This window comes from Prescottella subtropica (genome assembly GCF_005434945.1).
GTDB lineage: Bacteria > Actinomycetota > Actinomycetes > Mycobacteriales > Mycobacteriaceae > Prescottella > Prescottella subtropica.
This window is the reverse complement of record NZ_SKCH01000010.1, coordinates 95,388-104,691: the sequence shown is the minus strand read 5'-3', so window position 1 is coordinate 104,691 and position 9,304 is coordinate 95,388. Positions and strand designations below refer to the sequence as shown.

At 70.2% G+C, this 9,304-nt stretch carries 7 protein-coding genes; 1 reads left to right on the top strand and 6 read right to left on the bottom strand.

Features of this window, described 5'->3' with window-relative positions; all coding sequences use genetic code 11:
* Positions 1-194: 194 nt before the first annotated feature.
* Positions 195-950: a FadR/GntR family transcriptional regulator gene (locus E0497_RS11715; RefSeq protein ID WP_137724970.1), complete on the bottom strand. Its 756-nt coding sequence runs from the start codon at positions 948-950 to the stop codon at positions 195-197.
* 240 nt (positions 951-1,190) lie between these two features.
* Here E0497_RS11715 and asnB point away from each other — a divergent pair, with 240 nt between their 5' ends.
* Positions 1,191-2,876, top strand: coding sequence for an asparagine synthase B (gene asnB / locus E0497_RS11710; protein WP_206663634.1), 1,686 nt, complete (start codon positions 1,191-1,193; stop codon positions 2,874-2,876).
* 3 nt (positions 2,877-2,879) lie between these two features.
* Here the strand turns inward: asnB and E0497_RS11705 are convergent, their stop codons facing one another.
* Genes E0497_RS11705 through E0497_RS11685 form a run of 5 tightly spaced genes read right to left on the bottom strand, consistent with a single transcriptional unit; the run spans position 2,880 to position 9,301 of the window.
* Positions 2,880-4,832 (bottom strand): acetoacetate--CoA ligase, encoded by a 1,953-nt coding sequence (locus E0497_RS11705; RefSeq protein WP_137724969.1) that lies wholly within the window; start codon positions 4,830-4,832, stop codon positions 2,880-2,882.
* Positions 4,829-5,638 carry an HpcH/HpaI aldolase/citrate lyase family protein gene (locus E0497_RS11700; RefSeq protein WP_137724968.1) on the bottom strand — a complete coding sequence of 270 codons (810 nt, stop codon included), beginning with the start codon at positions 5,636-5,638 and terminating at the stop codon, positions 4,829-4,831. Before E0497_RS11700 ends, E0497_RS11705 begins: the two co-directional genes overlap by 4 nt.
* Positions 5,635-6,111, bottom strand: a complete 477-nt coding sequence (locus tag E0497_RS11695) for a MaoC family dehydratase (protein WP_137724967.1) — start codon at positions 6,109-6,111, stop codon at positions 5,635-5,637. The genes E0497_RS11700 and E0497_RS11695 overlap by 4 nt, the downstream gene beginning before the upstream one ends.
* The gene (locus tag E0497_RS11690; protein WP_137724966.1) at positions 6,108-7,277 is read right to left on the bottom strand and encodes an acyl-CoA dehydrogenase family protein; all 1,170 of its coding nucleotides are present in this window, start codon (positions 7,275-7,277) and stop codon (positions 6,108-6,110) included. Before E0497_RS11690 ends, E0497_RS11695 begins: the two co-directional genes overlap by 4 nt.
* Positions 7,274-9,301 (bottom strand): acetyl-CoA carboxylase biotin carboxylase subunit, encoded by a 2,028-nt coding sequence (locus E0497_RS11685; protein ID WP_137724965.1) that lies wholly within the window; start codon positions 9,299-9,301, stop codon positions 7,274-7,276. Before E0497_RS11685 ends, E0497_RS11690 begins: the two co-directional genes overlap by 4 nt.
* Positions 9,302-9,304: the final 3 nt, after the last annotated feature.

Sequence of the window (9,304 nt, the reverse complement as noted above, 5' to 3'; positions counted from 1 at the left end):
CACTAAATCTCCTGACACTCTCTCATCAGCCCGTCCCCCCAGCGCGCCCGACGAATCGACCGGGCGCCGACGGGCACGCCTGGGCCCCGCCGAGAGCCTTTGCCATACTCCCCGCGGGCCGCTGGTTGATGCAAACTCGAGACCACGCCGAAGCCGTCCCGTCCACCCCGTCTATCGCGCCCGCGTTACAAACCTCAGGACAACACTTCCACCAGCGTCGCCGCCGAATCCCCCACCATGTACCTCTCGATTCCCTCCAGATGCGTCCGCCAGAACTCCTGGGCGCCGACCGCGTCCCCGGCCCGCAACAACTCCAGCAACTTCACGTACGCGCGCTGCGCCGCACGAGCCGCCGGCTGCTCCTGTCCGTCCCCGTGCGCCGCGATGAACAGGGCATTGTGCGCGTCGATGATGTGGACGAGCATGCCCGCCAGCACCGACAAAGTCTCGTTCCCCGCCAGATCCACCAAACCCTGATGCACCCGCACGTCGTGGCCCGCGAACCCCGCCGCGTCGTCCACCAACCCGGCACCCGCCTCGACCAGAGCCGCCAACGCGTCCAGTGCGGCCACCCGGCCCGGTTCCGCCAGCATCCCCACCGCCGACACCTCCAACGACGCCCGCGCCCGGTACACGTCCACCAGCGGCGTCCCCCGATACTGCAACAACAGGCCCGTGTAGCGGGCCGACATCGACGCATCCGGCGCCAACACCCGCGCCCCACCCCGCGCCCCCCGCAACACCGTGATGATCGACTCCGACTCCAGAATCCGGAACGCCTCCCGCAACGTGGGCCGCGACACACCGAACTGCTCCATCAGCACCGACTCGTTCGGCAACGGATCCCCCGTCCGCAACTCACCCGTGACGATGCGACGCCGCAGATTCGCCGCCACCAGCTCCCCGGCCTTCGGCACCCGCACCACCGTCGACTTCGGTCCGACCGCCACCGCGTCACTCCTCGGTCTCGTCGGGCAACCCGCCCGGATTCACTCGACTGAAGGGTACAAGGGTTCAGCTGATTTCCTCGGGAACGCGGAGGTCGTGGTGGCCAAGGTCTCGAACCGGGCGGACGTGACCGGCGCCTCACAGGGCCGCGAACAGCGGTCGTCGACCCCGGCACCTTGTACTGTCGACGGGCTGTCCGCTTCGTCGACACAGTTGTCTTCTCTGTCGTCTTCTCACGAGGGGTGTTTCTTCCGGTGTGCTCGATCTTCGGCATCTTCGGCCTGTCGTCCGGCGACGACCACACCGCGCTGCGCGCCCATGCCGTGGAACTGTCCCGCCGGCAGCGGCACCGCGGCCCGGACTGGAGCGGGGTGTTCGCCGACGACGGCGCGATCCTGGTGCACGAGCGGCTGGCGATCGTCGATCCGGCGTCGGGTGCGCAGCCGCTGCGGTCGCGGGACGGCCGGCTGGCCCTCGCGGTGAACGGCGAGATCTACAACCATCGGGAGCTGCGGGACGGGCTCGACTACGACTTCACGACCGGCTCGGACAGTGAGGTCGTCAACGCGCTGTACCGCAGCAGCGGCGGCACCGACTTCGTGTCCGCGTTGAACGGCATCTTCGCGTTCGCGCTGTGGGATCGGGACCGGCAGGCGGCGATCATCGCCCGGGATCCGATCGGTGTCTGTCCTCTCTACTGGGGACACGACGCGGCCGGGCGGCTGCTGGTGGCGTCGGAGCTGAAGGCGCTCGTCGACGTGTGCGACGACGCCGCCCAGTTCCCGCCCGGGCACGTGTACGACACCGCGACCGGGGAGTTGCACCGATTCCACCACCGGACCTGGCGTGAGCACGACGCGACCGCGGGCGTCACGATCGCCCCGGAGACGCTGCGGGCGTCGTTCGAGCAGGCCGTGCGCCGACAGCTGATGACGGACGTCCCCTACGGGGTGCTGCTGTCCGGTGGCCTCGATTCGTCGCTGGTGGCCGCGTGCGCCGCGAAGTTCGCCCGCGACCGCATCGAGGACGACGACCGCAGCGAGGCGTGGTGGCCGCGGCTGCATTCGTTCGCGATCGGGTTGGACGGCTCCCCCGATCTGGCGGCCGCCGAGAAGGCCGCCGACATGCTGGGCACCGCGCACCACGGGTTCGTGTACACGTTCGAGGAGGGGCTCGACGCCCTGCCGGAGGTGATCCGGCACATCGAGACGTACGACGTGACCACGATCCGGGCGTCGACGCCGATGTTCCTGCTCGCCCGCCGCATCAAGGCGATGGGCGTGAAGATGGTGCTGTCCGGGGAGGGCGCCGACGAAATCTTCGGCGGCTACCTCTACTTCCACAAGGCGCCGTCGGCGGAGGCGTTCCACGAGGAGACGGTCCGCAAGCTCGACGCACTGCACAACTACGACTGCCTGCGCGCCAACAAGTCGATGATGGCGTGGGGTATCGAGGCGCGGGTGCCGTTCCTCGACCTCGAGTTCCTCGACACCGCGATGGGTATCGACGCGGCCGCGAAGATGGCCGGCGGCGGCCGCATCGAGAAGCACATCGTCCGGGAGGCGTTCGACGGGGCACTGCCCGACGAAATCCTGTGGCGGCAGAAGGAACAGTTCAGCGACGGCGTCGGCTACGGCTGGATCGACGGCCTCAAGGACCATGCCGAACTCGTCGTCACCGACGCCGAATTCTCCGACGCCGCAGCACGTTTCCCACACAACACGCCGGACACGAAGGAAGCGTTCCTGTACCGCAGCATCTTCGACCGCCACTTCCCCGGCGACGCGGCCGCACAGACGGTGCCCGGCGGCAAATCCATCGCCTGCTCCACCCCCGCCGCCCTGGAATGGGATCCCGAATTCGCGGCCCTCGCCGACCCGTCCGGGCGGGCCGTACGCGACGTCCACGACCGGGCACTCGACGCCTGACCGTCACCGCCTCCCGAACCGGGCGTACCAGTCGACGAGGTCGGGGTCGTCGACGGCGCTGCGGTCGATCACCCGGTCCGTCTCCCCGCCCTGCATCAGACGTTTGATCGGGACCTCGAGTTTCTTGCCGGTGCGGGTGTGCGGGACGCCGGGTGCGGCGATGATCTCGTCGGGCACGTGTCGTGGCGACGCGTGGGTGCGGATCTCGGTACGGATGCGGTCGCGCAGGCCGTCGTCGAGGGCGGCGCCGGCCGCGAGGACCACGAACAGCGGCATCCAGTAGCCGCCGTCCGGGAGATCGACACCGAGGACGAGGGCCTCGGCGATCTCCGGCATCCGCTCGACCACCTGGTAGATGTCGGCACTGCCCATCCGGATCCCGTTGCGGTTGAGCGTCGAATCCGAACGGCCGTGCATGACGACGCCGCCACGTTCGGTGATCGTGATCCAGTCGCCGTGCCGCCACACCCCCGGATACGTGTCGAAATAGGCGCCGCGATAGCGGGATCCGTCGCCGTCGTTCCAGAATCGCACCGGCATCGACGGCATCGGCCGGGTGATCACCAGTTCGCCGACCGTGCCGCGGACCGGGTGTCCGCCGGAGTCGAACGCGTCCAGCGCCACCCCCAGATACGGCCCCGACAACTCCCCCGCCCACACCGGCACGGTCCGGGTGCCGCCGACGAACGCCGACACCACATCGGTGCCGCCGCTGATCGACGACACCTGCACCCGTGCGCCGACATTGTCGGACAGCCACCACGACAGTGACGGTGGCAGCGTGGATCCGGTGATACCGACAGTCCGCAGCCGGCTCAGGTCGTGGTCGACGGACGGGCTCAGACCGGCCTTCTCGCACGCCAGCACGTAGCCGGGACTGGTGCCGAGCACGGTGACGGTGTGCCGGGACGCCATGTGCCACAGCCGGTCCGGGGACGGGTGGGCGGGGCTGCCGTCGTAGCAGAGAATTGTCGCCCCGACGAGCAGCCCGGCCACCTGGTAGTTCCACATCATCCAGCTGGGGCTGGTGTACCAGAAGAAGGTGTCGTCGCGGCCCAGATCGGTGTGCAGTGCAGCCGCCTTGAGGTGTTCGAGCACGACGCCGCCGTGCCCGTGCACGATGCCCTTGGGCAGGCCGGTGGTGCCGGACGAGAACACCACCCACAGCGGATGGTCGAACGGGACCTCGACCGGCTCCAGCGGGGCGTCGCCGGCGGTGGCGTCGGCCCACGTCACGGTGCCCGGAATCGTGACGGCCCCCAGCCGCGGCACCACGATCGTGGCCCGCAGGGTCGGCAGCCCGGCCCGCAGTTGCGCGATCTCGGTGTCGCGCCGGTGGTCCCGGCCGGCGAACCGGTAGCCGTCGGCGGTGACGAGAACGACCGGTTCGAGCTGGCCGAGCCGATCGAGGGCGGCGGGTGCCGAATAGTCCTGCCCGCACGCCGACCACACCGCCCCCAGGCTCGCGGTCGCGAGGAACGCGATCACCGCCTCGGGGATGTTCGGCAGATAGCCGACGACCCGGTCGCCGACGCCGACACCGTGCTCACGCAGCGTCGCCGCGAGCGCCCCGGCCTGCCGCAGCAACTCCGCCCACGACAGCGTCTCGGTGTCACCGGCCTCGTCCTCGTGGACGATCGCGGGCCGGTCGTCGCGGGCGTGCCGCACCACCTGGTCGACGTAGTTGAGCGTGACACCGGGAAACCACCGCGCACCGGGCATGCGGTCCTCGGCGAGGGCCGGCTCCCGGTCGCCGGTGACCGGCACGTCGAAGTAGTCGAGGATCGCCCGCCAGAAGCCGTCGACGTCGTCGACCGACCACTGCCACAGGGCGTCGTAGCCGGGCAGGGACAGCCCGGTCCGGGCCTCCACCCACCGAGTGAAGTCGGTGATCCGGGCGCGGGCGACGTCGTCGTCGGACGGTTCCCACTGCGGACGGGTCTGCATCGTCGTCATCCGTTCCCTCCCTGCCGTGCCCGGCGGACGATCTGCTCGGCGTGCCGCAGCACCGGTGCGTCCACCATCCGGCCCTCGAACGCGAACACACCGCGCTCGCGGGTCGCGGCGCCCAGAACCCGTGCCGCCCAGTCGGTCTGCTCGGGTGTCGGTGTGTAGGCGTGGCGGATGACGTCGAGCTGGCTCGGGTGGATCGCGACCTTCGCATCGAAACCGACGGCGACGGCGTCATCGCATTCCGCGGCGAGACCGGTGAGGTCGGGGATGTCGAGGAACACCGAGTCGAGCGCGAACCGGCCGTGTGCCTTCGCCGCGAGCAGCGCCGTCGACCGCACGTGCCGGGCGACGTCGCGATACGTGCCGTCGGCATGTCTGCTCGACGAACCGCCGAGCGCGGCGACGAGATCCTCCGCGCCCCACATGACGCCGGCGCAGTTCGTGGCGGCGGCCGCCTCCGGGATCGCGAGCGCCCCGAGCGGGGATTCGACGAGGGCGATCACCGACCGCGGCGCGAGTGCCCGAACCTGTTCGCCGGACTCGCATTTCGGCAGCATCACCGTCGTGTACGGCGTCCGGTCCAGAACGGCGACGTCGAGCGTGTGGTCGTCGGTGCCGTACGCGCCCACCCGCACGACGGTGCGGTCCGGGTCGAGCGGGGTGTCGATCAGCGCCTGCCGCGCGGCCGCCTTGTCGGCCGGCGCCACCCCGTCCTCGAGGTCGAGGATGACGACGTCCGCGGCGGCCGCGGCCTTGGCGAACCGGTCCGGCCGGTCGGCGGGACAGAACAGCCACGCCGGGCCGATCACGTCGGCTTCTTCCGGACGAGGGTCTTGCGGGTCGCGGTCGCGACGATCTCCCCGTGCTGGTTGCGGCCGGTGTGCTCGAACGTCACGATGCCCTCCCCGGGTCGGCTCCTCGATTCGCGCACGTTCGTCACGACCGTCTCCGCGTACAGGGTGTCGCCGTGGAACAGCGGCTTCGGGAACGCGATCTCCGAGAAACCGAGGTTCGCGACGATGGTGCCCTGCGTCAGGTGCGCCACCGACAACCCGACGAGCGTGGACAGCGTGAACATCGAGTTGACCAGACGCTGGTTGAACGGCGGCAGGGCGTCGCTGAACGCCGCATCGAGGTGCAGCGCCTGCGGATTCATGGTGAGCGTCGTGAACAGGACGTTGTCGGCCTCGGTGACGGTGCGTCCGGGACGATGCTCGTAGAGCACATCGGTCTCGAACTCCTCGAGCCACAGGCCCCGCTGGACGATCCGTCGCATCGTCATTGCCCCACTCCCAACTCGCGTGCGATGAGCATCAACTGCACCTCGGTGGTGCCCTCACCGATCTCGAGGATCTTGCTGTCGCGATAGTGCCGGGCGACCGGGGTCTCGTTCATGAAACCGTATCCGCCGAAGATCTGTGTGCCGTCGCGCGCATTGTCCATCGCGGCCTCGCTCGCGATCAGCTTCGCGATAGCCGCCTGCTTCTTGAACGGTTTGCCGGACAACATGAGTGCGGCGGCGTCGTAGTAGGCGGTGCGGGCGACGTGGGCCCGCACCTCCATCCGGGCGATCTTGAACTCGATGGCCTGGTTCGCGCCGATCGGCCGCCCGAACGCCTCCCGTTCGCGGGCGTAGCGGACGCACTCGTCGACGCAGCCCTGCGCGGCCCCCACCGACAGGGCGGCGATCGCGATGCGGCCCTCGTCGAGGATGCGCAGGAAGTTCGCGTAGCCGCGACCGCGTTCACCGAGCAGGTTCGCCTCGGGGACACGGACGTCCTGCAGGGTCAGCGGATGCGTGTCGGACGCATTCCAGCCGACCTTGTTGTACGCCGGTTCCGCGGTGAAACCGGGGGTGGACGTCGGGACGAGGATGGTGGAGATCTCCTTTTTGCCATTCTCTTTCGTGCCCGTGACGGCGGTGACGGTGACGAGCCGGGTGATGTCGGTGCCGGAGTTGGTGATGAACTGTTTGTTGCCGTTCACCACCCACTGCCCGTCCTCGAGTTTCGCGGTGGTGCGGGTGCCGCCGGCGTCGCTGCCCGCGCCGGGTTCGGTGAGGCCGAACGCGGCCAACGCTTTTCCGCTCGTCAGCCGCGGCAGCCACTCCTGTTTCTGGGCCTCGGTGCCGAACCGGTGGACCGGCATGGCGCCGAGCGACACCCCGGCTTCGAGGGTGATGGCGACGGACTGGTCGACCTTGCCGAGTTCCTCGAGCGCGAGGCACAGCGCGAAGTAGTCGCCGCCCATGCCGCCGTACTCCTCGGGGAACGGCAGCCCGAACAGGCCCATGTCGGCCATGCCGTCGACCACCGCGTACGGGAAGGTGTGGGCGGCATCGTGTTCGGCGGCGACGGGGGCGACGACGGTCTGCGCGAAGTCGCGGACCGTCTTCGCGAGCTGCTGGTACTCGTCGGGCAGCGATGCGGTGGACAGGTAGTCGGTCACGATGCGGCCTCCTCGGCGGCGAGTGCGGGTGCGGAATCGGATACGGGGGTGACGCGGGCGAGCGACTGGTCGACGGTCACCTGATCGCCGACGGCCACCAGGACGTCGACGACGCCGGCGACCGGCGCGGACAGGGTGTGCTCCATCTTCATGGCCTCGACGACCACGACGGCGGTGCCGGCGTCGACGGTGTCGCCGGAGGTCGCGGGGACCGCGATGACGGTGCCGGGCATCGGGCTGACCAGGTCGGCGTCACCGGTGTGGACGTCGTCGCCGCGCACCGCGGTCTCCCGCAGCAGCGACACGGTCCAGGTGCCGCCCCGTCCGGTGAGCCACAGGTCACCGCCGTGTCCGGCGACGCGGTAGGTGTCGCGGAGGCCGTCGACGACGACGGTGAGGGTGTCGCCGTCGCGTCGGGTGACGAGGGTGCGGGGGTCGCCGTCATCGATCTGCACGGTCGCGGCGGCCGTATCGCCCGCGATCCGGACGTGCGCGGTGCGGTCCCCACCGCGCAGCCGCCACGAGACCGGGTGCCGGTCGCCGACCCGCCAGCCGGTCGGCGCATCCCACAGGTCACCGCTCCGGGACACCTTGCCCCACAACGCGAGCCAGTGGTGGGCGGCGGCCGCGGCGAGCACGTCGTCGTCTGCGGCGGGCCCGTGGTAGTCGGGGAGACGCCGGTCCAGCAGACCGGTATCCAGATCGCCCGCGACCACATCGGGATCGGCGAGCAGGAACCGCAGGAAGTGCACGTTGGTCACGACCCCGAGTACCTCCGTCTCCGCCAGGGCCCGGTCGAGTCGGTGCAGGGCCTCACCGCGGTCGGCGCCGTGCGCGATCACCTTCGCGAGCATCGGGTCGTAGTCGCTGCCGATCGCCGCGCCGACCCGCAGACCCGAGTCCACCCGGATATCCATTGCCGCACCGGGTTCCGCGAGACCGAGCACCGTGCCGCCCGTCGGCAGGAAGCCGCGGGCCGGGTCCTCGGCGTAGACGCGGGCCTCGATCGCGTGCCCGGTGAGGGTGACGTCGTCCTGGGTGAAGCCGAGCGGCTCCCCGGCCGCGACCCGCACCTGCCACTCGACCAGGTCGAGGCCGGTGACCATCTCGGTGACCGGATGCTCCACCTGCAGACGGGTGTTCATCTCCATGAAGAAGAACTCGTCGGGCCGGTCCGCGGAGACGATGAACTCGACGGTGCCGGCACCGGCATAGTCGACGCTGCGGGCGGTGTCGCAGGCCGCGGCACCGATCCGGGCGCGGGTCGCGGCGTCGAGCAGCGGTGACGGCGCCTCCTCGATCACCTTCTGGTGCCGGCGCTGCAGACTGCACTCCCGCTCCCCCAGGTGCACGACGTTGCCGTGGGCGTCGGCGATGACCTGCACCTCGATGTGCCGGGGCCGCAGCACGAACCGTTCCAGGAACAGGGTGTCGTCACCGAACGCGGACGCCGCCTCCCGCCTCGCGCTCACCAGGGCGGCGGGCAGATCCGCCGGATCCTCGACCAGGCGCATCCCCTTGCCGCCGCCGCCCGCGGACGGTTTGACGAGCACCGGGTAGCCGATGTCGTCGGCCGCGGCGATCAGGTCGGCGTCGGCGAGGCCGGGTTTCGCGATGCCCGGCACCACCGGCACACCGAACGCCGCGACCGCGTTCTTGGCGGTGATCTTGTCGCCCATCACCTCGATCGCGTGCGCCGACGGGCCCAGGAACACGATGCCCGCGTCCTTACACGCCGCCGCGAACGCCGTGTTCTCGGACAGGAATCCGTAGCCGGGGTGGATCGCCTGCGCGCCGGTGCGGCGTGCCGCGTCCAACACCCGGCCGATGTCGAGGTAGCTGTCGCGGGCGGGTGCCGGACCGATCCGTACCGCGGTGTCGGCCTCGCGGACGTGCCGGGCGTCGACGTCGGCCTCGCTGTAGACGGCGACCGAACGGATCCCCAGACGCCGCAGCGTGCGGACGACCCGGACGGCGATCTCGCCGCGATTGGCGACGAGGACGGTATCGAACTGCATGGTCATGTG